The organism is Nocardiopsis sp. RV163 (assembly GCF_001029525.1).
Classification (GTDB): Bacteria; Actinomycetota; Actinomycetes; order Streptosporangiales; family Streptosporangiaceae; genus Nocardiopsis; species Nocardiopsis dassonvillei.
The window spans coordinates 1-20483 of sequence record NZ_LEKI01000107.1; the positions used below are offsets into that span (position 1 = coordinate 1).

General features: G+C 72.0%; 18 protein-coding genes, 1 pseudogene and 1 riboswitch. Of the genes and pseudogenes, 15 read left to right on the top strand and 4 right to left on the bottom strand.

The annotated features are described in order from the left end of the window. From ABD54_RS28005 to ABD54_RS18075, 6 genes and pseudogenes are all read left to right on the top strand, one after another. Positions 1-636 (top strand): annotated as a pseudogene (locus ABD54_RS28005) (MFS transporter); the annotation flags it as partial. 101 nt (positions 637-737) lie between these two features. Further along, positions 738-2444 (top strand): thiamine pyrophosphate-binding protein, encoded by a 1707-nt coding sequence (locus ABD54_RS18055; protein WP_047870678.1) that lies wholly within the window; start codon positions 738-740, stop codon positions 2442-2444. A 23-nt stretch (positions 2445-2467) separates the two neighbouring features. Continuing rightward, positions 2468-3697, top strand: coding sequence for a formyl-CoA transferase (frc, locus tag ABD54_RS18060; RefSeq protein ID WP_047870679.1), 1230 nt, complete (start codon positions 2468-2470; stop codon positions 3695-3697). Positions 3698-3701: 4 nt separating this feature from the next. Next, positions 3702-5861 carry an acetate--CoA ligase family protein gene (locus tag ABD54_RS18065; RefSeq protein ID WP_047870680.1) on the top strand — a complete coding sequence of 720 codons (2160 nt, stop codon included), beginning with the start codon at positions 3702-3704 and terminating at the stop codon, positions 5859-5861. A 236-nt stretch (positions 5862-6097) separates the two neighbouring features. After that, positions 6098-7696 carry an Nramp family divalent metal transporter gene (locus tag ABD54_RS18070; RefSeq protein ID WP_047870681.1) on the top strand — a complete coding sequence of 533 codons (1599 nt, stop codon included), beginning with the start codon at positions 6098-6100 and terminating at the stop codon, positions 7694-7696. After that, on the top strand, positions 7696-8322 hold the full coding sequence (locus tag ABD54_RS18075) for a hypothetical protein (RefSeq protein WP_047870682.1): 627 nt from the start codon (positions 7696-7698) through the stop codon (positions 8320-8322). Before ABD54_RS18070 ends, ABD54_RS18075 begins: the two co-directional genes overlap by 1 nt. On the opposite strand, the gene ABD54_RS18080 is transcribed toward ABD54_RS18075, so the two are convergent. Then, a complete protein-coding gene (locus tag ABD54_RS18080; protein ID WP_047870683.1) occupies positions 8306-8620 on the bottom strand; it encodes a multidrug efflux SMR transporter in 315 nt (104 codons plus the stop codon). The two genes, ABD54_RS18075 and ABD54_RS18080, sit on opposite strands and share 17 nt — an antisense overlap. A 36-nt stretch (positions 8621-8656) precedes the next feature. Next, a riboswitch (guanidine-III (ykkC-III) riboswitch) is annotated at positions 8657-8723 on the bottom strand. Positions 8724-9123: 400 nt separating this feature from the next. Here ABD54_RS18080 and ABD54_RS18085 point away from each other — a divergent pair. The 7 genes from ABD54_RS18085 to ABD54_RS28010 all read left to right on the top strand — a co-directional run bounded on the left by ABD54_RS18085 (position 9124) and on the right by ABD54_RS28010 (position 16361). Further along, complete coding sequence (locus ABD54_RS18085; protein ID WP_047870684.1) at positions 9124-9522, top strand: DUF485 domain-containing protein; 399 nt, start codon at positions 9124-9126, stop codon at positions 9520-9522. Continuing rightward, the gene (locus ABD54_RS18090) at positions 9519-11204 is read left to right on the top strand and encodes a cation acetate symporter (RefSeq protein ID WP_047870685.1); all 1686 of its coding nucleotides are present in this window, start codon (positions 9519-9521) and stop codon (positions 11202-11204) included. Before ABD54_RS18085 ends, ABD54_RS18090 begins: the two co-directional genes overlap by 4 nt. Positions 11205-11510: 306 nt before the next feature. After that, the gene (locus tag ABD54_RS18095) at positions 11511-12527 is read left to right on the top strand and encodes a sensor histidine kinase (RefSeq protein WP_047870686.1); all 1017 of its coding nucleotides are present in this window, start codon (positions 11511-11513) and stop codon (positions 12525-12527) included. After that, the gene (locus tag ABD54_RS18100) at positions 12524-13339 is read left to right on the top strand and encodes a LytTR family DNA-binding domain-containing protein (protein ID WP_047870687.1); all 816 of its coding nucleotides are present in this window, start codon (positions 12524-12526) and stop codon (positions 13337-13339) included. Before ABD54_RS18095 ends, ABD54_RS18100 begins: the two co-directional genes overlap by 4 nt. Next, positions 13336-13794 carry a hypothetical protein gene (locus ABD54_RS18105; protein ID WP_047870688.1) on the top strand — a complete coding sequence of 153 codons (459 nt, stop codon included), beginning with the start codon at positions 13336-13338 and terminating at the stop codon, positions 13792-13794. The genes ABD54_RS18100 and ABD54_RS18105 overlap by 4 nt, the downstream gene beginning before the upstream one ends. Continuing rightward, positions 13788-15443 carry a cation acetate symporter gene (locus ABD54_RS18110; RefSeq protein ID WP_053063609.1) on the top strand — a complete coding sequence of 552 codons (1656 nt, stop codon included), beginning with the start codon at positions 13788-13790 and terminating at the stop codon, positions 15441-15443. The genes ABD54_RS18105 and ABD54_RS18110 overlap by 7 nt, the downstream gene beginning before the upstream one ends. Before the next feature lie 153 nt (positions 15444-15596). Beyond that, on the top strand, positions 15597-16361 hold the full coding sequence (locus ABD54_RS28010) for a hypothetical protein (RefSeq protein WP_047870689.1): 765 nt from the start codon (positions 15597-15599) through the stop codon (positions 16359-16361). Positions 16362-16449: 88 nt separating this feature from the next. Here ABD54_RS28010 and ABD54_RS18120 read toward each other — a convergent pair whose 3' ends face one another. From ABD54_RS18120 to ABD54_RS18130, 3 genes are all read right to left on the bottom strand, one after another. Continuing rightward, positions 16450-17223, bottom strand: coding sequence for a DUF4239 domain-containing protein (locus ABD54_RS18120; protein WP_047870690.1), 774 nt, complete (start codon positions 17221-17223; stop codon positions 16450-16452). Positions 17224-17382: 159 nt separating this feature from the next. After that, positions 17383-18153 (bottom strand): enoyl-ACP reductase FabI, encoded by a 771-nt coding sequence (fabI, locus tag ABD54_RS18125; protein WP_047870691.1) that lies wholly within the window; start codon positions 18151-18153, stop codon positions 17383-17385. Between the two features lie 174 nt (positions 18154-18327). Further along, the gene (locus tag ABD54_RS18130; protein ID WP_047870692.1) at positions 18328-18894 is read right to left on the bottom strand and encodes an ATP-binding protein; all 567 of its coding nucleotides are present in this window, start codon (positions 18892-18894) and stop codon (positions 18328-18330) included. A 181-nt stretch (positions 18895-19075) separates the two neighbouring features. Between ABD54_RS18130 and ABD54_RS18135 the strand changes: the two genes are divergently transcribed. Both ABD54_RS18135 and ABD54_RS27410 read left to right on the top strand, forming a co-directional pair. Beyond that, the gene (locus ABD54_RS18135) at positions 19076-19855 is read left to right on the top strand and encodes a helix-turn-helix transcriptional regulator (protein ID WP_047870695.1); all 780 of its coding nucleotides are present in this window, start codon (positions 19076-19078) and stop codon (positions 19853-19855) included. Beyond that, entirely contained in the window at positions 19852-20028 is a 177-nt protein-coding gene (locus ABD54_RS27410; RefSeq protein ID WP_082166883.1) for a DUF397 domain-containing protein, read from the top strand. Before ABD54_RS18135 ends, ABD54_RS27410 begins: the two co-directional genes overlap by 4 nt. The last annotated feature ends 455 nt before the right edge of the window (positions 20029-20483 follow it).

The window sequence follows — 20483 nt, forward strand, 5'->3', positions numbered from 1 at the left end:
GCCCCCTCCTCCGCGCACCCCCTCCCGGAGGAGGTGCGCGACTGGCGCGGCAGGAGCTACGCGGTGGGCCCCTCGGCCCGCGCGCTCACCGGCCGGTCCCGCCGCGCGATCCTGTTCCGCGCGCTGACCGCCGCGGCGGCGGTCGGCGGACTCCAGTTCGGCTACGGCGCCGCGGTCCCCTCGCTGGTGGCCGCGCACGGCTGGTCCCCTGCCCAGGCTCTGGCCCCCTTCCTCGCGTGGACCCTGGTGCAGGGCGCCTGCGCACCGGCGCTGCACCGGCTCCGGGCACGGGGAGCGGTGCGGGCCGGACCGGCCGTCCAGGCGGGCGCGCTGCTGTGCGCTGCCGCCCTGGTCTCACTCGGCGCCTTCCCGCCGCTCCCCGCCGCCGTCCTGGGCTACGGCCTCCTGGGCGGCCTGGGCGCGGGGCTGGTCTACCACTCCTGCACACACCTGGTGGACGGCTGGTTGCTGGCCCTGGCACCGGCCTCCGCGTGGCCCGCGGGCCCGGCCGCGTCCGGCGCGCTCTGCGGCGCGGCGGCCGTTGTGGCGGCCCTGCTCCGGCGCCCGCTCCCGGTCCGGTCCGCACCCGCCCCGTACGGGGTCTGGACACCGGCGCGGCACCGTGCTCCAATGTGATGCACACGGTATACAGTATCCCGCCTACAGAAGCCGGTCGCACCTCACGAGCCACCGCAGGACACATCCCGCACACCCGCACGAAAGGGGTCGGCGTACCGATGGCCGACAAGGCAACCAGCGAGTCCACCAGCAGCGAGAAGACCACGATCTCCGGCGGCCACCTGGTCGCCAAGGCCCTCAAGGCCGAGGGGATCGACGTGATCTTCACGCTCTGCGGCGGACACATCATCGACATCTACGACGGATGCGCCGACGAGGGCATCGACGTGGTCGACGTACGGCACGAGCAGGTCGCCGCGCACGCCGCCGACGGCTACGCCCGCGTCACCGGCAAGCCCGGTTGCGCCGTCGTGACCGCCGGGCCGGGGACCACCGACGCGGTCACCGGCATCGCCAACGCCTACCGCGCGGAGAGCCCGATGCTGGTCATCGGCGGCCAGGGCGCACTGAGCCAGCACAAGATGGGCTCGCTCCAGGACCTGCCGCACGTGGACATGATCAACCCGATCTCCAAGTTCGCCGCCACCGTGCCGCACACCGAGCGGGTCGCCGACCTGGTCTCGATGGCCTTCCGCGAGGCCAACAGCGGCGCCCCCGGCCCGGCCTTCCTGGAGATCCCCCGCGACGTCCTGGACGCCGAGGTGCCCGTGGAGCGGGCGCGCGTCCCCGCCAAGGGCCGCTACCGCGCCTCCACCCGGCAGGCGGGCGACCCCGCCGCGATCGAGCGGCTGGCCGACCTGATCGTGCGCTCCGAGAAGCCCAGCATCCTGCTCGGCAACCAGGTGTGGACCACCCGGGCCACCCAGTCCGCCACCGACCTGGTGCGCGCGCTCAACATCCCGGCCTACATGAACGGCGCGGGCCGGGGCACCCTGCCGCCCGGGGACCCGCACCACTTCCAGCTCTCCCGGCGCTACGCCTTCACCAACTCCGACCTGATCATCATCGTCGGCACCCCCTTCGACTTCCGGATGGGCTACGGCAAGCGCCTCTCGCCCACCGCCACGGTGGTGCAGATCGACCTCAACTACGCCACCGTCGGCAAGAACCGCGACGTGGACCTGGGGCTGGTCGGGGACGCCGACGTGATCCTGTCCTCGGTGCTCCAGGCGACCTCGGGCTACGGGGACAACGGCGCCCGGAGCCGCAAGACCTGGCTGGAGGAGCTGCGCACCCAGGAGCAGGCCGCGCTGGACAAGCGGGCGCACCTGCTCACCTCCGACTCCACGCCCATCCACCCCTACCGGCTGGTCAGCGAGATCAACCGGTTCCTCACCGAGGACTCCATCTACGTCGGCGACGGCGGCGACATCGTCACCTTCTCCGGCCAGGTGGTCCAGCCCAAGTCGCCGGGCCACTGGATGGACCCCGGGCCCCTCGGAACGCTGGGCGTGGGCGTCCCGTTCGTGATGGCGGCCAAGTACGCCCGCCCGGACAAGGAGGTGGTGGCCCTCTTCGGCGACGGCGCGTTCAGCCTGACCGGCTGGGACTTCGAGACCCTGGTCCGGTTCGACCTGCCCTTCGTCGGCATCGTGGGCAACAACTCCTCGATGAACCAGATCCGCTACGGCCAGATCGCCAAGTACGGCGCGGACCGGGGCGGTATCGGCAACACCCTGGGCGACGTCGACTACGCCGGGTTCGCCCGGATGCTGGGCGGCCACGGCGAGGAGGTCCGGGACCCGGCAGACATCGCCCCCGCGCTGCGCCGCGCCCGCGAGTCAGGCAAGCCCTCGCTGATCAACGTCTGGATCGACCCCGAGGTCTACGCCCCGGGGACGATGAACCAGACCATGTACAAGTAGCCCTGGCCAGGAAGGAGAGAGTCATGGGCAAGGCACTCGACGGGGTCCGCGTCCTGGACATGACCCACGTCCAGTCGGGCCCGTCGGCGACGCAGATACTCGCATGGATGGGCGCCGACGTGGTCAAGGTGGAGGCGGTCACGGGCGACATCACCCGGCGCCAGCTCCGGGACAAGCCCGGTGTGGACAGCCTCTACTTCACGATGCTCAACTCCAACAAGCGCAGCGTCACCCTCAACACCAAGAGCCCCAGGGGCAAGGAGATCTTCCTGGACCTGGTGCGCCGCAGCGACGTGCTGGTGGAGAACTTCGCCCCCGGCGCGCTGGACCGCATGGGCTTCACCTGGGAGGTGCTCGCCGAGGCCAACCCGAGGCTGGTCTACGCCTCCATCAAGGGGTTCGGCCCCGGTGCCTACGCCGACTTCAAGGCCTACGAGGTGATCGCCCAGGCGATGGGCGGCTCCATGAGCACCACCGGGTTCGAGGAGGGCCCGCCGCTGGCGACGGGCGCCCAGATCGGTGACTCGGGCACGGGAATGCATACAGTAGCCGGTATCCTCGCCGCGCTGTACCAGCGCACCCACACCGGCCGAGGCCAGCGGGTCCAGGTCGCCATGCAGGACGCGGTGCTCAACCTGTGCCGGGTCAAGCTGCGCGACCAGCAGCGCCTGGCGCACGGGCCGCTGGCGGAGTACCCCAACGACGACTTCGGCGACGAGGTCCCCCGCTCCGGCAACGCCTCCGGCGGCGGCCAGCCCGGATGGGCCGTGCGCACCTCCCCCGGCGGTCCCAACGACTACGTGTACGTCATCGTCCAGCCCGCCGGCTGGGAGCCCATCACCCGGCTCATCGGCCGCCCCGAGCTGGCCGAGGACCCCGAGTGGGCCACCCCCGAGGCCCGGCTGGACAAGCTCGACAAGATGTTCGCCCTCATCGAGGAGTGGGCCGGCCAGATCCCCAAGTGGGACGTGCTGGCCGCGCTGAACGCGCACAACATCCCCTGCGGGCCGATCATGTCCACCCGCGAGATCATCGACGACCCCACCCTGCGGGCCAACGGGGTCGTCACCACCGTCGAGCACCCCGAGCGGGGCTCCTACGACACGGTCTCCTCACCGATCCGGCTCTCGGACTCACCGGTGGACGTCGTCCGCTCCCCGCTGCTCGGCGAGCACAACGCCGAGGTCTACGGCGGCGAGCTGGGACTGTCCGACGAGGACCTGGCCGAACTCGCATCGAACGGAGTGATCTGAACACATGGCCGCCTACACCCCCGACCGCCCCGACCACGACCGCGCCGCGGTCCGCGAGGTGCTCGACCGCGCCAGGACCGAGGGCAGGACCGCCCTGACCGCCCCCGAGGGCCGCGTCCTCGCCGACGCCTACGGCATCCCCGTCCCGGGCGAGGCGCTGGCGCACTCCGCCGAGGAGGCAGCAGAACTCGCCGGTGAGCTGGGCCTGCCGGTCGTGGCCAAGATCGTCTCCCCCGACATCCTGCACAAGACCGACGCGGGCGGCGTCGAGGTCGGCCTGGACAGCGCCGAAGCGGTCGCCGGGGCCTACCACCGCATCACCGCCAACGCCCTGGCCCACACCCCGGGGGCCCGCGTCGACGGGGTCCAGATCCAGCAGCAGGTCGGCGGCGGGCCGGAGGTCGAGGTCCTCGTCGGCGCGACCACCGACCCCACCTTCGGCAAGATCGTGGTCTTCGGGCTGGGCGGCGTCCTGGTCGAGGTGCTGCGCGACGTCGCCTTCCGGATGGCCCCGGTCTCCCGTGAGGAGGCGCTGGCCCAGATCGACGGCATCCGCGCGGCCGAGGTCCTGCGCGGCGTGCGCGGCCGCCCCGGCGTGGACCGGGAGCGGCTGGCCGACGTGGTGAGCAGGCTCTCGGACCTGGTCACCGACTTCCCCGAGATCGCCGAGGCCGACCTCAACCCGGTCTTCGCCGGACCGGCCTCCGCCGTGGCCGCCGACCTGCGCTTCGTCCTGGACTTCGCCCCGCCCGAGCCGCCCGCGCGGTTCGGAAGGGACGAGATCCTCTCCGCGATGAACCGGGTCTTCAAGCCGCTGTCGATCGCGATCGTCGGCGCCTCCAACGAGCCCGGCAAGATCGGCCACTCCGTCATCAAGAACATCGTCGACGGCGGGTACGCGGGCGAGGTGTACCCGGTCAACCCCAAGTCCCCCGAGGTGTACGGCCGCACGGCCTACGCCAGCGTCCTCGACATCCCCGGCGAGGTCGACGTGGCGGTCTTCGCGATCCCCGCCAAGTTCGTGGCGGGCGCGCTGGAGGACGTCGGCGCCAAGGGGGTCGCCGCGGCGGTCCTCATCCCCTCCGGGTTCGCCGAGACCGGCGAGCAGGAGCTCCAGGACGAGGTGCTCGCCGTCGCCCGCAGGCACGGTGTGCGCCTGCTCGGGCCCAACATCTACGGCTACTACTACACGCCCGAGAAGCTGTCGGCGACGTTCTGCACCCCCTACGACGTCAGCGGCGGCACCGCCCTGACCTCGCAGTCGGGCGGGATCGGCATGGCCATCCTCGGCTACAGCCGCAGCACGAGCACCGGCGTCTCGGCCATCGTCGGCGTCGGCAACAAGGCCGACATCGACGAGGACGACCTGCTCACCTTCTTCGGCCAGGACGAGAACACCAACGCCGTCGCCATGCACCTGGAGGACCTCAAGGACGGCCGCGCCTTCGTCGAGGCCGCCCGCGAGGTCGTGCCGCACAAGCCCGTCATCGTGCTCAAGGCCGGGCGCACCGACGCCGGGGCGCGCGCGGCCGGGTCGCACACCGGCGCGCTGGCGGGCGACGACAAGGTCTACGACGACATCCTGCGTCAGGCGGGCGTGGTCCGGGCCCCCGGGCTCAACGAGCTGCTGGAGTTCGGCCGCGCGCTGCCGGTCCTGCCCACCCCCAAGGGCGAGAACGTCGTCATCATCACCGGCGCGGGCGGGTCGGGCGTGCTGCTCTCCGACGCGGTGGTGGACAACGGGATGAGCCTCTACGAGATCCCGCCGGACCTGGACGCCTCGTTCCGGGCCTTCATCCCGCCCTTCGGCGCCGCCGGGAACCCGGTGGACATCACCGGCGGCGAGCCGCCCTCCACCTACGAGGCCACGATCCGCCTGGGCCTGGAGGACGAGCGGGTGCACGCGCTCATCCTGGGCTACTGGCACACCATCATCACGCCGCCGACGGTCTTCGCGAAGGTGGTCGCCGACGTGGTGGCCGAGGCCAGGGCCGAGGGGATCGACAAGCCCGTGGTCGCCTCGCTCTCGGGCGACACCGAGGTCGAGGAGGCCTCCCGGTACCTGTTCGACCACGGCGTCGTGGCCTTCCCGTACACCACCGAGAAACCCGTGCAGATTCTCGGCGCGAAGTACCGCTGGGCCCGCGCCGCGGGACTACTCTGACCCAGTGCCCGGTCGGCGCTGCGGCCCCGACCCGGGCCCGCAGCAACGCGCACCACCCCTGAACCCGGCGGCCACGGAGCCGCCGCCACACGGCCGCCGGGTCCCACACCGCGCGACGCAGCCACTACGTCGCGGTGACCTCACCCGTGCGTACGGCAGAGAGGAGTCCGCACCACCCGGGGGCGCCATGCCAGCAAGCAGCTCGCATCCGCACAGCCCACAGGGAGTTCCCAGCAATGGATTCCTCACGCCCCGAGACCGGCGGCACGCCCGAACCGGTCCGCCAGTCCCCCACCGGCGCACAGCCGCCCTTCGTCCCCGCCCAGAGGCAGGCCGCTCCCCCCGGGGCCGAGGCCGCCTCCGACCCGTCCGCCCCCGGCGGCGCTCCGCCCGGGGAGCGCGTGTGGAAGGCGGGCCGGCTGGAGCCGATGCCGATCCGCCCCCTGCCCAAGGCGCCGCCCTCGATCCACATCCTGGGCCCCACCGTGTTCCTCGTCGCCCTCGGCGTGGGAATGGGCGAGTCCTACATGTGGCCGAGGCTTGTCCTCGTGTTCGGCCCCGAGATCCGCTGGCTGTTCCTGGTCGGCGTCACCCTCCAGGCCGTGGTCATGCTGGAGATGTCGCGTTACGCGATGGCCACCGGGGAGAGCATCTTCTACGGCGCGGCGCGCGTGTTCAAACCGCTCATGTGGTTCTTCTTCGTCACGGCGATGCTGGTCTACATCTGGCCGGGACACCTCTCCGCGGGCGCCTCGGCCTTCGAACGGGTGACCGGCATCCCCTGGCAGGCGACCGCGGTCGCCGGGATGCTCCTCGTCGGTGTGGTGTTCACACTGGCCAAGGTCATCTACAACCTGCTGGAGAACGTGCTGTCGATCTGCATCGGCATGCTGGTGGTGGGCAGCGCCGTGATCGCGGCCATCGTGGGCGACCTGTCCGACCTCACCTCCACCCTCACCGGGATGTTCGCGTTCGGCTACCTGCCGGAGGAGGCCACCACGGCCCTGTGGTTCCCCGTGATCGTGGGCTCCATAGCCTTCGCCGGGCCCTCGGGCATGCAGCAGATGTGGTACACCCTGCACCTGCGCGACAAGGGCGCCGGGATGGGCTCGCACATCCCCAAGATCCGGGGCCTGCGGCACGCGGGCGAGCAGGAGGCCATGCCCACGCGCGGCTTCATGTTCGACACCTCCGACGCCTCGGAGATGGAGAAGTGGAAGGGCTGGCGGCGCTGGGTCACCTTCGACGCGATGGTCCTGTTCTGGGGCATCACGATGCTGGTGACGATCTCCTTCACCGTGCTGGCCCAGGCCTCGGCCCGCTTCGACCCGAACGTGACCGACCTGCTGCGCGACGGCGACCGCGACGCCGCGCTGGACGCCATGGCGGCCTCCTTCTCGGCGGCCGGGAGCCCGGTGCTGGGCACGGTGTTCTTCTGCTTCATCGCGCTCATCGGCCTCAACGCCACACTGGGGCTGTTCGACTCCTTCTCGCGCGGCCAGGCCGACATGACCTTCAACTTCGTGCCGGGCGCCAGGAAGATCGGGATGTCGAGGCTGTACGCCCTCTTCCTGTGGGGCCTGATCGCCTTCGGAATCGTCGTCCTGCTCTTCGGCCCCGCCGACGGCCCGGCGGCGATCCTGGACGTGCTGGCGTTCCTGTCGGCGTTCGCGATGGGCGCCTACTGCGTGGTGCTGCTGCTGGTCAACAACATCACGCTGCCCAAGCCGATCCGGCCGGGCGTCCTCTCCAACGCCGTCATCGCCTTCGCGGCGGTGTTCTACCTCGGCGCCCTGTTCTACTCGCTGTTCGCCTTCGGGGTCGTGATCGACTGATGACGTGTTCCGACACCCTCCCCTCGGGCAGGCCCCTGCTCGACCACGTGGAGATCGCGTTACCGGGTGCGCTGATCGGCCTGGTGGCCGGTCTGTTCGCCACGGCCGTCGCGGCGACGGCCGGGCTGACCCCGGTGGTCGCCCTCGCCCTCTCGGCCGGGCTGGGGGCGCCCCTGGCCCTGTTCGGCGCCGGGTACTGCGTGCTGCTGGCGCGCGGTGTCTTCCAGGTCGGCGCGGTGGCGCCCATGGCGGTGTACTGGCTGGTGGCGTTCCCCCTCTCCCGGCTGATCGACTCCTGCGCCGTGGCGTGGGCGCTGGGCGGCGGCACCGTGCTGGGGGAGCCGCTGCTGTCCTTCCTGGCCTTCCAGGCCATGCTGAGCACGGGGTTCACCATCGGCTTCCTGTGGCTCCACGAGAGGATCGCGCCGCGCTGGCTGCTCCGTGTCCGGGGCCACAATCCGGTGGCGGCGTCCCTGGTCGAGCGCTATCTGGAGCACGCCGTCCACCTCGATCGGCGGCGGGGCGGCTCCCACCGCGGCGCCTCCCGGCCCCCGTCGCCCTGTACACGGCCCCGGAAGGACGCGGAGACCGCCCGTCCGCGGAACACTCCTAGTGCAGGAGCTTGAGACCCACCACGCCCGAGACGATGAGCACCAGGCACATCAGCTTGGCCCAGGTGAAGCCCTCGCCGAGGAAGAACATGCCCACCAGAGCGGTGCCGACGGCGCCGATGGCCACCCACACCGCGTAGCCGGTCCCGACGGGGATGGTGCGCAGGGCGTAGGCCAGACCGGCCATGCTCAGGAACAGGGTGACCCCGAAGGCCACCGACGGCCACAGGCGGGTGAAGCCCTTGGAGGCGCTGAGCGAGAGGGCCCACGCGGTCTCCAGGAACCCCGAGACCACCAGAACGATCCAGGCCATGATGCCTACCTCCGTGACGTGCGACGCGCGTTGTCCAACGCGCCGTCTTGTCGTCACCGGGTACGGCGCACCTCGTCCGGGGTATCGCGGAACGCGCCGCCGCGGGCGTCCGCGGCGGCGGTGATGGTGCACAAGCTACAACGCCCCGAGCCGGACGGGCGTTCCGGGTCCGGTGGAGGCGTGTCCCACCACCGGGGGCGGGCGGGGGCCGGGCGCCCCCGGCCCCTCCCCGGACGCCGGAACCCCCGCGGGACGGGCTCCGCGCGCGTGCGCCTCGGGGCCCGTGGTCTGGACCGGAGCCGCTCGGAGACCGTTCGGCGCGCCAGGCGACCGCTCACCGCGCGCTGGGCGACCGTTCGACGCTCCTCCCCCGCGTTCGGCGCGCGTGCGCACGAGCCCCCTCCATCGCGGTAGTGCCGCTCCTTACAGTTCCCCGTAACGCAGATCACACAAGAGCGGCGCCGTCGCCGCCGAACGCACGGTAATCCCCCCGGAGGTAGAGGATGTCAACAGACCGGCCGACGAAGGACCCGGCCCCGCCGCCCGACGGCGACGGAGGCGGCGACGCGATCGCGACCGAGGCCTACGTCACCATGCACGGCGACCCGCGCTTCGCCGAGCTCAAGCGGCGGCTGTACAGGTTCGTCTTCCCGATGAGCCTCGCCTTCATGGCGTGGTACCTGCTCTACGTGCTCATGTCCGCGTTCGGCCGCGGCCTCATGGGCGTCGTGCTCTTCGGCAACGTCAACGTCGCCCTGGTCTTCGGTGTCCTGCAGTTCGCGTCGACCTTCGGGATCGCCGTCCTGTACACGAACTACGCGCGCCGCAGGCTCGACCCCCAGGCGGTCGAGCTGCGCGACGAGCTCCACTACAACGCGGCGAACAAGGAGGGCGGCCGATGAACCTCGCCCAGGAAGCTGTCGAGACGGTCAGCGACAGCAGCCGCGTCATCACCATCGTCCTCTTCGTCCTCATGATCGCGGCCACGCTCGGCATCACCGTCTGGGCCGGCCGCAGCACGCGCTCCGCCACCGACTTCCACTCGGGCGGGCGCGGCTTCTCCCCGCTCCAGAACGGCCTGGCGATCGGCAGCGACTACATGTCCGCCGCGTCCTTCCTGGGCATCGCGGGCATGATCGCGCTGTTCGGCTACGACGGCTTCCTCTACTCCATCGGGTTCCTCGTCGCCTGGCTCGTCGCCCTCCTGCTGGTCGCGGAGCTGCTGCGCAACTCCGGCCGCTACACCATGGGCGACGTGCTGTCCTACCGGATGCGGCAGCGCCCGGTGCGCACCGCCGCGTCGGTCTCCACGATCGTGGTGTCGATCTTCTACCTGCTGGCGCAGATGGTCGGCGCGGGCGCGCTCATCGCCCTGCTGCTGGGCATCCAGCCCGGGCAGACCTTCATGGGCATGGACGCCGCCACCGCCAAGATCGTCGGCATCGTGGTCATCGGCCTGCTGATGACCATCTACGTGACCTTCGGCGGTATGAAGGGCACCACCTGGGTGCAGATCATCAAGGCCCTCATCCTCATGCTGGGCGCCGCCCTGCTCACCGTGCTGACCCTGTCCCTGTACGGGTTCAACCTCGGCGCGCTGATGAGCGACGCCGCAGCGGCCAGCGGCCAGGAGGGCTTCCTGGAGCCCGGACTGCGCTACGGGGTGGAGGTCGCGGGCGACCCGCTCCAGACCCTGTGGAACAAGCTGGACCTGATCAGTCTGGGCCTGGCCCTGGTGCTGGGCACGGCCGGCCTGCCGCACATCCTCATCCGCTTCTACACCGTCCCCGACTCCCAGAGCGCCCGCAAGTCGGTCAACTGGGGCATCGGCCTCATCGGCACCTTCTACCTGATGACCCTGGTCCTGGGCTTCGGTGCGGCGGCCATCGTCGGCCACGAGGCCATCACGGCGCAGGACGGCGCGGGCAACACCGCGGCCCCGCAGCTCGCCCAGGTGGTCGGCGAGCGCATCGGCGGCGAGATGGCGGGCGCGGTCCTGCTGGCTGTCATCGCCTCGGCGGCCTTCGCGGCCATCCTGTCCACGGTGGCGGGCCTGGTCATCGCCTCCTCGTCCTCCATCGCACACGACTTCTACAACTCGGTCCTGCGCAAGGGCAGGGCCACGGGGGCCGAGGAGGTCCGGGTCGCCCGCCTGTCCGCCCTGGGCGTCGGTGTCGTCGCGATCCTGCTGGCGGTGTTCGCGCAGAACCTCAACGTGGCCTTCCTGGTCTCGCTGGCGTTCGCGATGGCGGCCTCGGCGAACCTGCCGACCCTGCTGCTCAGCCTGTTCTGGAAGAGGTTCAACACCCGGGGCGCCCTCGCGGGCATCTACGGCGGCCTGATCAGCGCCGTGGGCCTGGTGTTCTTCTCGCCCGTGGTCTCCGGCAGCGAGACCGCGCTCATCCCGACCGCGGACTTCGCCTGGTTCCCGCTGCCCAACCCGGCCCTGGTGTCGGTGCCGATCAGCCTGCTGTGCGCGGTCGCGGGAACCCTGTCGTCCAAGGAGCGCGACTTCGACAAGTTCGCCCAGCTCCAGGTCCGCGCCCTGACCGGCGCGGGCGCGGAGAAGGCGGCCAACCACTAGGCAGTGCTCCCTCTGGGCCCCCGCTTCGCTTCGGCCCGTGTTCGGGCGTCCGGAAAACGGGAACCCCGTGGACGCCCGAACCGGCTCTGCTTCTCCGGGCCCGCCACCGCTGCCGGTGGCGGGCCCGGCTTCCGCCCTCGGCACGAGCGCGCGTTTGCGTCACGATTCGAAAGGTGACCCCGGCCACGTGAGCACCGACACAGTCCGCTGGGATAGGGTCGTTCCGTGTCATACCGGTGGCTGTCGCGGGTGTCCCCCTCCCGACGTCGCCCGGCGTCCTCGGAGCAGCGGGCGAGCGTCGAGCTGATGCGTCAGGTCCACGCCCTCGGCGTCGACCTCCGGGACGGGCTGCACGGCCGGAGGGTCCCCTCGGCCGCCAGACGGCTGCGCCAGCTCCTGGCCGTGGACGGCGTCGTCCTGGCCGACCTGGACGGCCCCGTCGCCGCGCACGGAACCAGCCCCGCGCCCTCAGAGGTCGAGGGCCTGCTCTCCCAGGTCTTCGAGTACGGGAGCAACGCACGGGTGCGACTGCCCGACGGCGCGTCGGCGTGCGCGGTCCCCCTGACCGTGGCCGACGAGATCTCCGGCGCGCTGGTGGCCTCGGGCCGTCCCGTGGAGGCCGACGTGGAGGCCGCCGCCGCGCTGGTCTCGGACTGCCTGGACCACGCGGCGCTGCGGCGGGCCCGCGCGCGGATCGCCGCCGCCGACCTGCGCACCCTGCGGGCGCAGATCTCCCCCCACTTCGTGCACAACGCCCTGGCGGTGATCGCCGCCCTGGTGCGCACCGACCCCGACCGGGCCCGCCACCTGCTGTCGGACTTCGCCGACTACCTGCGCTACGGCTTCTCGGAGAAGGGCGACTACGCGACCCTCTCGGAGGAGCTGGAGGCCACCCAGACCTACCTCGAACTCCAGCGGGCCCGCTTCCACGACCGCTTGGACATCACCGTGCGCATGGCCCCCGAGGTGCTGCCGGTGGCCGTACCCTTCCTGGTCGTGCAGCCGATCGTGGAGAACGCCATCCGGCACGGGCTGGAGCGCAAGGAGGGCCGCGGCCACATCAGCGTCTCCGGTTTCGGCGAGGGCCCGCTGTGCGTCATCGAGATCGAGGACGACGGGGTGGGCATGCACCCCGACCTGGCCCGCTCCCTGCTGGCGGGCACCGGCCCGGAGTCGCGCGGCGTCGGCCTGGCCAACGTGGACCAGCGGCTGCGCGCCGTCTACGGACCCGAGTACGGTCTGGTGATCGAGACCGCGCTGGGGGAGGGGACGAAGGTGACCGTGCGCGTGCCCAGGTTCACCAGGGGGGTGGTGGCGCGTTGAAGCCCGAACTGAGGGTGCTGGTGGTCGAGGACGAGGCCTCCACCCGCCAGGAGATGGCGTCCCTGCTCGGCGACATGCCCGAGGTGGCGGAGGTCTTGGCGGCCGACAACGGCGCCACCGCCGTGCGGCTGCTGGGCACCACCGCCATCGACGCCGCGTTCCTGGACATCCTCATGCCCGGCCTGGACGGCATGGACGTGGCCCGGGTGCTGAGCGTGCTGTCCGAGCCCCCGTCCATCGTGTTCGTGACCGCCTCCGAGGCCCACGCCGTGGAGGCCTTCGGCATCGGCGCCGTCGACTACCTGCTCAAGCCGATCCGGCCCGAGCGCCTGGCCGAGGCGGTGGGCCGCATCGCCCAGCTGCGCGGACCCGGGGGCGGGGCCCCGCCCGCCGAGGACCTGCACGTGGTGCAGATCGACACCGGCAGGCGCACGGTGTTCGTCAAGCGCGACGACGTGCAGTTCGTGGAGGCCCAGGGCGACTACGTGCGCCTGCACACCGCCGACGGCGGCCACCTCATCCGCCTGTCGCTGTCCTACCTGGAGGAGGTGTGGGCCTCGGCCGGGTTCGTCCGGGTCCACCGGGGGTTCCTGATCGCCATCCCGTGGGTGCGCGACCTGCGGGTGACCTCCTCGTCCGGCCTGGTGGCGGGCACCCCGGCCGGGGACGTGCCGGTGAGCCGCCGCCACGGCCGCCACCTGCGCGCCCAGTTGCTGGAGGCGGCCCGGCGCGACCAGCTCGGCCGGTCCGCCAACGCCCAGGGCGGCCCCGCCTCCCGGCCTCGGGACGGTGAGGGGGAGCAGGCGCCGTGAGTCCGCGCCGTGAGAAGCTGACCAGCCCGCAGACCCGGATCGCGCTGGCCCGGGGCAACCGGCCCGCGCAGCACCTGCTGCCGATCCCGGAGCCGGTGGACACCGAGGCGGCGCGCGCGCTGTTCCGGGCCCAGCGGCGGACCGCCGTGCGCACCGTGGCGGTGCTGTCAGCGCTGCTGTTCGGGATGAGCGGCGCGTTCGCGCTCTTCCCCTCGCTGGGGGAGGTGCGCCCGGGCGGGGTCCCGCTGTCGTGGCTGCTGCTGACGGTGGCGGTCTACCCGATGCTGTTCGGGCTGGCGCTGTGGCACGTGCGCTCGGCCGAGCGGATCGAGGACCGGGCAGAGAGCGCCGCGGACCGGGCGGAGGCCGCGCGGGTACCGGAGCGCGGCCGCGAACCCGGAGGCGCGAGGAGGCCGGGGCCCGCGGGCGGTGCGGACACGGGGCGCACGTGGTGATCGCGGTCCTGGCGATCGGGCTGGTCCTGCTCACCAGTCTGGTCATCGGCGTCTACGGGGTGCGGGCGGCCCGCTCGACCTCCGACTTCCTCGTGGCCTCGCAGCGGATCTCCCCCAACTGGAACGCGATGGCGATCGCCGGGGAGTACCTGTCGGCCGCATCGGTGCTGGGGCTGGCGGGGCTGCTGCTCAAGAACGGCCTGGGGACCATGTGGTACGCGGTGGGATTCGCCGCGGGCTACGTGGCGGTGGTGGCGCTGGTGGCCGGACCGATGCGCCGGTCGGGGGCGTTCACCGTGCCCGACTTCGCCGAGTACCGCCTGGGCGCGCCGCGCCTGCGCAAGCTGTGCGGCTGCGTGGTGCTGGTGATCATGCTGCTGTACCTGGTGCCCCAGTTCAAGGGCGCCGGTGTGGTGCTGTCCCTGGTCAGCGGCACGCCGTACTGGGTGGGGGTGCTCCTCGCCGGGCTGGTGGTGAGCGCCTCGATCGCGGCCGGGGGGATGCGGTCGGCGACCTACGTGCAGGCCTTCCACTACGTGGTCAAGCTGGCCTTCATCGCCGTCCCGGCGGTCTACCTGGTGGTGCACGCCGGTCCGCAGACCCGGGCCGAGGCGCTCAACCCCGAGTGGGGCACGCACTTCCCCGAGGCGACCCCGGTGGAGTTCACCGTGGGGACCCGGTTCGGCCTGGACGAGCCGGTGACGGTGACCGCCCCCGGGGGCGAACGGGTGGAGTTCGCGGCCGGGGAGCACAGCGTGGAGGCGGGCACCGAGTACGTGTTCCCCGAGGGCGCGCCCATCCCGCACCCGGCGGGGCTGCCGGAGCTGGGCAGCGAGCGGTGGAGCTCGCCGCTGCTGGACGTGGGCGGGTACCCGCTGTTCGAGACGTGGTCCACCCTGCTGGCGATCACGCTGGGCTGCATGGGGCTGCCGCACGTCATCATGCGCTTCCACACCAGCCCCACGGCGCGGACCGCGCGCCGGGTGGCGGTGGGCGTGATCGCCCTGCTGGGGCTGTTCTACCTGTTCCCGACGGTGTACGGGCTGCTCGGGCGGGTGCTCACCCCGCACCTGGTGCTGCTCCAGGGCACCGACACGGTCACGGTGGTGCTGCCCGCCCAGGCGGTGCCGGGCTCGGTGGGGACGGTGCTGACGGCGCTGGTGGCGGCCGGGGCGTTCGGCGCGTTCCTGTCCACCTCCTCAGGGCTGCTGCTGGCCCTGGCCGGCGGGCTGTCGCACGACCTGTTCCAGGGCAGCGTGCCCCGGCTGCGCCTGGCGGTGGCCGTGGGCGCGTGCGTGGCGGTGCTGCTGGCGCTGCCCGCGCGGCTGATCGACATCAACGTGCTGGTGGTGTGGGCGTTCACCGTGGCGGCCTCGACGTTCTGCCCGCTGCTGGTGCTGGGCATCTGGTGGCGGCGGCTGACGCTGCCCGGGGCCGCGTCCGGACTGACCGTGGGGGCCGTGACCGCGACCGGCGCGGTGGGGTGGTCGATCCTGCTGCCGCCCCCGGTCGGGTGGCTGTCGGTGCTGCTGGCGCAGCCCGCGGCGTGGACCGTCCCGCTGGCCTTCGGGACGATGGTGCTCGTCTCCCGCCTGACCAGGCCGCCGGACTGGGCCGAGCACGCCGTGCTGCGCCTGCACTCCCCCTGACCCGCGCGGCCGTGCCCCCACTGCCGACTCCGGTGTCGGCTCCGGCGGCGGGGCTCCCTGTCGGGCGGACCGCGGGGGGCGCTTTCCTGGGTGTAGGGTCCGGACTGACCGCGTACGATCACCCGTAGTGCCGACAGCGACACCAGGAGTACCATGCCCCCCTCACGCCGTGCTCTGCCCTCGCTACTGGCGGCGGGCGCGCTCCTGCTCTCCTGCGGCTGCGGCGCCTCCTCCTCGCCCGCCCCTGACGACCCGCCCGCCCGACCGCTGGAGACGGCCTCCCTGGTCGGCGCGGCGGACACCGTCCCGCAGGTGAACGCGGACGGCGCCGGCGTCAGCGTGGACGACGGGAACTCCCGGGTGGAGGCGGGCCCCGGCGGGGTCCGCGTGGAGACCCCGGGCGCGCTGGTGGAGGTCTCCCCCGGGTCCTACGTCCTGGTGTGCGCGAACGGCGTGCGGGTCGTGGTGCGCGCGGGCGAGGCGCCGCCGTGCGCGCCGGGCCCCGAGCAGCCGGAGCCCCCCGCACCTGAGGAGCCCGGCTACCCCGAACCCGAACCGCCCGCTCCCCCGGGGACCGGCGAGCCGGAGCCCGGGGAGCCCGCACCGCCCGCACCCGGCGAGCACGCTCCCCCGGCCGCGGAGGGGCCCGGGGCCGCGCCGTCCGGGGCGGAGGCCGCCGCCCCTGCCGAACCCGCCCGGGAGCGCGCGGCCCGGCCCGAACAGCCGTCGGCGTCCCCGTCGGCCCCGCCCCCGGCGGAGCGGGCCGTCCGGGAGCAGGTGCTGGCCGACCTCTCCCCGCACTCCGCGCCGCAGGCCGCCGGAGCCTTCACCCCCATGCGCACCATGGTGGTGCTCGTGGTCGTCATCGCCGTGGTCGCCGCGGGCGCGGGCCGCGCCGCCACGCGCTCCCCGGGCTGACCGGCTCCGGGGCTGCGCCCGGGACCAGCGGACGGGCCCCGGACGCGGCCCCCGAAGACGCGTCCGGGGCCCGTCGGCCCGCTCGCCCCTACTGGGGGCTGAGTGAGGCGTCGATCCGCTCGAACCCGGCCAGCGCGTCCCGGATGGCGCCCGCGTCGTGCGCCAGGGCCCCGTTGTAGGGGTTGCCCAGGTAGAACAGCAGCAGGATCGTGGCGAACACGAACACCAGGTTGGCCGACGCCCAGAAGTAGGCCACGGTCGAGCCCCGCCGGATCATGGCGAAGGGCAGCACCGCGACCGCGACGGCGGACAGGGCCGCGATGCCGTTGAGGACGAACGGGATGCCGTCCCCGGCCGCGTCGGCGCGTTGGATGCGCGCGTCGCTGAGCTCCGCGAGCTCCTGGCGGGCGGTCAGGCGGTCCAGGCCGTCGCCGCTGTCGGACACCGACAGCGCCCGCACCGACGCGGCCAGGTCGGCCAGGGCCTCGTCGCCCTCCTCGCTCAGCTCGCCGTCGGCGCGCATCATCGGCCAGTCGCTGTCCGCGACCGCGCTCATGTAGGCGCGCAACTGCTGGCGCACCAGCTCCGCCTCCTCCTCGGGGAGGGTGGTGGTGCTCCAGTACAGGGCGTCGGCCGCGCCCGTCTCCTCGGTCAGCCCGTCCCCGGCCCCCGTGAAGTTCTCCCAGCCGATCACCACCCCCATCGCCGCCGCCGCGAGGTAGAGCGCGAGCACACAGGGGGCGACGACCACACTGACGGCGCCCCCCGAGGATTCGTCGTCGACGCGGAACCTGCCTACGGCGAGGACCGCGCCGCCGACCATGGCGGCCAGGACGGCGAGGACGAGCAGCATTGTCATCATGGGGGTTCCCGGGGAAGAAGGAGGAGGGACCGGCAGCGAACGGGTCCATCCGTAGCACGCGCGGGTCGGCCCGCTCAGCGGAAAGCAGGAACGTCCGCAAATGTCCCCCCGCGTGGTGACCGGCGCGGACGCCCTCCCCCTCCGGGTCGGCTCCCGGGGTTACAGCGGCGCGCCCATCGCGTGGTACCCGCCGTCCACGTGCAGCGTCGTGCCGGTGACGGCGCGCGCGGCCGGGGACATCAGGAACAGCGCGGGACCGGCGACCGCGGAGGCGTCCTTGGTGTCCCAGCCCAGCGGCGCGGACTCGGCCCAGCCGTCCGCGATCTGGTCGAACCCGGGGATCGAGCCGCCGGCGAGGGACTTGACCGGCCCCGCACTGACGGCGTTCACCCTGATGCCGTCGCCGCCGAGGTCGCGGGCCAGGTACTTCGTGGAGTTCTCCAGCACGGCCTTGGCCGCCCCCATCCAGTCGTAGACCGGCCAGGCCCGGGAGGCGTCGAAGGTCAGGGAGACGACCCCGGCGCCGTGCGGGGCGGCGGCCATGAGCTCCCGGAACCCCACGGCGAGCGCCTTCAGGGAGTACCCCGAGACGTGGATCGCGGTGGCCACGTCCTCCCAGGAGGTGTTGAGGAAGTTGCCGCCCAGCGCGTCGCCCGGGGCGTAGGCGATGGAGTGCAGCAGCCCGTCCACGTGGTCCCAGTGGGCGGCGACCCTGCCCGCCGTCTCGGTGACCTGCTCGGGGTCGGTGACGTCCATGGGCAGGATGTCCACGGGTTCGGCGGGGAGGCGTTTGGCCACCCGCTCCAGGATGGAGAGCTGCCTGCCGGGCGGGTTGGTCAGGATCACCTGGTGGCCCTGCCCCATCGCCTCCTCGGCGATCGCGTAGGCGATCGAGGACTGGGTGGTGACGCCGGTGATGAGGAGGTTCACCTGGGTTCCTTCCGCGCGTGGGTGCTGGTAGGAGGAACGTACCGGCGCACGGCCGGGCCGTCACCGGCGAATCGGTACGAGGATCGGGCCCGGATTCTGAAACCCCGGGAGGCGGGCGGTACCCGTCGGCCCCGGGACCCGCCGTGAGGAGCGCGTCCAGGTCGGGAGAGGTGTTCACCGCCCGGCGTGCCCGGCGGAGCGGTCGCGACCGCGGTCGGGGCGGTCGATCTCGAACCAGACCGTGGTCCGGCCGCCCTCGTGGAGCGTGCCCCACCGGCTGGCCTGCGCGGCGACCAGGCGCATTCCCAGCCCGCCCACGCGCAGCGGGTCGGGGGGCCGCACGCACGGTGTGGTGGCGGTGTCCTCGCCGACCGGCCCCTGGTCGGTGATCTTGACCTGCACGCGGCCGGGGAGCCGGTGCACGCTCACGATGACCTCGCCCCCGGACAGGCCGCTGCGCGTGTGCGCGATCGCGTTGTTGAACACCTCGCCGGCCAGTTCCTGGGCCGCTTCCCTAGCCAGCGGCGGCAGGGCGGAGAGGGCGGAGACCCTGTGGCGCACCAGGGCGGCCTGGTCGGGACGTCCCGCGATGATGAGCGCGGTACCGAGGCTGCTCCAGCGCTGGTCCAGCACCAGGGGTGCCCTGTCGCGGGGTTCCACTCCCCTGCGGGGCAGGGGGAAACGCCCGGTGCCGCCGCCGTCCTGGAAACCCGAACCCGCACCGCCGCGACGCGATTGCATGCTTGTCACTGATCCCAACTGAAATCACCATCCTCCGGAACATAGTCACGAACAGCCCGCAATTACCTGCGGGTTCGTGACCTGTATCCAACCTCGCCACAGGGCCCGGGATATCTCCAGCGTCTGTCGTTTTCCGGAGAACGGATGACAGGGGGCGCAACGGCTCTGTAAGTTGTGCAGGGTGACGCAAGATCACTTCTCCTCCCTGCTCACAACGTTTCGCGATTTCTCCGGGAGAACGCAGAAACAGCTGGCCTTCGACATGGGCACGTCACCCGCGTCCGTGTCCCGGTGGGAGTCGGGGAAGTTCACGCCCAGGGTGGAGACCGCCGAGGCCCTGGACCGGATGCTCAAGGCGGACGGCAGGCTCCTCAAGGCGTGGCGCAAGCAGACCTCGGGGACGGAACTGCCGGTGTGGCAGTTGAACGTGGCCCGGCTGGAAGAACAGTCCGTAGCCATCGACTTGCTGTTGCCAGCTTTTGTACCGGGACTGCTTCAGTGCGAGCAGTACGCCCGACTGGTGTTCAAAGACGGCCAACCTCTGGTTTCGGACAGTGAGGTCAACAGGTGGGTCGCTTCTCGGTGCGGTCGGCTCAAAGTGCTGCGCGAACATCACCATGACCCTCTGGTGACCGCTGTTTTCCCACACAGCGCCCTGACCTGCATACCCGACCAGGTGCGGCGGGAACAAGCGTCGCACCTGTTGCGACTGATGAAGGAAGGCGGGATCGAGGTCTATCTGCTCCCTCCCGGGGTCTTCATGCTGGGAGTGACCGCGCCCATCCAACTCTTCCGGCTGGCAGACGGGGGCGTCGCCGTCTCCAGCGACTACATCGCCGGAAACGTCATCCTGGAGTCAGACAGCCATCCACGCGTGGAGGCGCTGGTAAGAAAAGGTCTAGCGTCCGCGCTGCCCGCCAGAGAATCCCGGCAGCTGTTGAGGGAGTTGGAAGCATCATGAGCAACGAGTGGCACAAGAGCAGCTACAGCAGCAACGGAAGCCAGTGCGTCGAGGTCCGCGAACACGCTTCGGGCGCTGACGTCCGCGACACCGTCCACCGCGAGGCCGGACACCTCTCCGTCCCCGGGGACCAGTGGGTGGCGCTGCTCAGCGGCCTGCGTTCCGGCCTGTAGCCGCCTCTGACCGCCTCCAGCCCCCGCGCCCGCTTCGGTCGGGGGCTTTTTCCTACCCAAAAGACCCCAGGAAAAAGAACCTCAAAACCAATCATTCCGGACAATGGAAAAACCTGGCCAGCCAGATTTTTCCCTCCCCACCCAAGCCCCTGACCAGCGCATACGCACCCCCGCGCGTCTTTTCCGAACCCTACTCCCCCGTAGCGTTCTCCACCCCTCCACCAACCCCCTAACCTTTCTCCGAACACACAACTGAACACGAAAGACCCCGCGACGGTTACCTACCGCCCGGGGTCACGGCCAGCAACATTCACCCTTTAACCGAAGGAACTGCCAGCATGCGCCAGTTTAGCGCTGCCCTTCTCACCCGTGCCCTGGCTCTGGTGACATCCCTCTTCATCCCCGCGCGCGGACGCCACTCGGCCGCCGTCCGCCGTCGCCGTTCCACCCGGGTC

Coding starts and splice junctions, on each gene's coding strand:
- ABD54_RS18055 (WP_047870678.1), top strand. CDS start 738: ATGGCCGACAAGGCAACCAGCGAGTCCACCAGCAGCGAGAAGACCACG.
- frc (WP_047870679.1), top strand. CDS start 2,468: ATGGGCAAGGCACTCGACGGGGTCCGCGTCCTGGACATGACCCACGTC.
- ABD54_RS18065 (WP_047870680.1), top strand. CDS start 3,702: ATGGCCGCCTACACCCCCGACCGCCCCGACCACGACCGCGCCGCGGTC.
- ABD54_RS18070 (WP_047870681.1), top strand. CDS start 6,098: ATGGATTCCTCACGCCCCGAGACCGGCGGCACGCCCGAACCGGTCCGC.
- ABD54_RS18075 (WP_047870682.1), top strand. CDS start 7,696: ATGACGTGTTCCGACACCCTCCCCTCGGGCAGGCCCCTGCTCGACCAC.
- ABD54_RS18080 (WP_047870683.1), bottom strand. CDS start 8,620: ATGGCCTGGATCGTTCTGGTGGTCTCGGGGTTCCTGGAGACCGCGTGG.
- ABD54_RS18085 (WP_047870684.1), top strand. CDS start 9,124: ATGTCAACAGACCGGCCGACGAAGGACCCGGCCCCGCCGCCCGACGGC.
- ABD54_RS18090 (WP_047870685.1), top strand. CDS start 9,519: ATGAACCTCGCCCAGGAAGCTGTCGAGACGGTCAGCGACAGCAGCCGC.
- ABD54_RS18095 (WP_047870686.1), top strand. CDS start 11,511: ATGCGTCAGGTCCACGCCCTCGGCGTCGACCTCCGGGACGGGCTGCAC.
- ABD54_RS28010 (WP_047870689.1), top strand. CDS start 15,597: ATGCCCCCCTCACGCCGTGCTCTGCCCTCGCTACTGGCGGCGGGCGCG.
- ABD54_RS18120 (WP_047870690.1), bottom strand. CDS start 17,223: ATGATGACAATGCTGCTCGTCCTCGCCGTCCTGGCCGCCATGGTCGGC.
- ABD54_RS18130 (WP_047870692.1), bottom strand. CDS start 18,894: ATGCAATCGCGTCGCGGCGGTGCGGGTTCGGGTTTCCAGGACGGCGGC.
- ABD54_RS27410 (WP_082166883.1), top strand. CDS start 19,852: ATGAGCAACGAGTGGCACAAGAGCAGCTACAGCAGCAACGGAAGCCAG.